The sequence below is a fragment of the Pseudomonas tehranensis genome, from assembly GCF_014268615.1.
Classification (GTDB): domain Bacteria; phylum Pseudomonadota; class Gammaproteobacteria; order Pseudomonadales; family Pseudomonadaceae; genus Aquipseudomonas; species Aquipseudomonas tehranensis.
This window is the reverse complement of the sequence record NZ_JABWQV010000500.1, coordinates 1-494: the sequence shown is the minus strand read 5'-3', so window position 1 is coordinate 494 and position 494 is coordinate 1. Positions and strand designations below refer to the sequence as shown.

1 pseudogene is annotated in these 494 nt (G+C 55.1%); it reads left to right on the top strand.

The features are described 5' to 3' along the window. Positions 1–320 precede the first annotated feature (320 nt). Positions 321–494: pseudogene (locus HU811_RS27165) on the top strand (outer membrane porin, OprD family); the annotation flags it as partial.

The following is a 494-nucleotide window of genomic DNA, read 5'->3' as shown; positions in this document are numbered from 1 at the left end:
CAGCGGGAGCAAGCTCCCTCGCCACAAGAACCCCGTTAAGCCCTCCAATCGCCAGCATTCGACTAAGGTCTTAGACCAGTCATCGCACAACTAAGAGCAGGCGCAGCTATTCTGAGGCCCCGTGGATTGCTGGGGCCGAAGCTTCCACAGCCACCCTTATCGCCCCTGGAACCAACGTAATGTCCCATCTTCAAGCGCAAGGACAGTGACAATTCCGATAATGGCCAGTTGACAACGAGGAACGACGCCCAAATAATCCGCCCCATGTTGTACGACGACGTATGACAAATAAAAACAACAAAAAAGTAGGGAGCGTCATAGTGAGCACACCTGTCCGTTTTTCACCCGGTCACCCAACCCGTCGTACCCTTTTCAACTCCCGGCATGCCCTGGGGCTGATCAGTTGCAGCAGCCTGGCCCTGTTCTTGCCAATGACCGCCAGCGCCGAAGGTTTCGTCGATGACGCCAAGGTCAATCTCAACCTGCGCAACTTC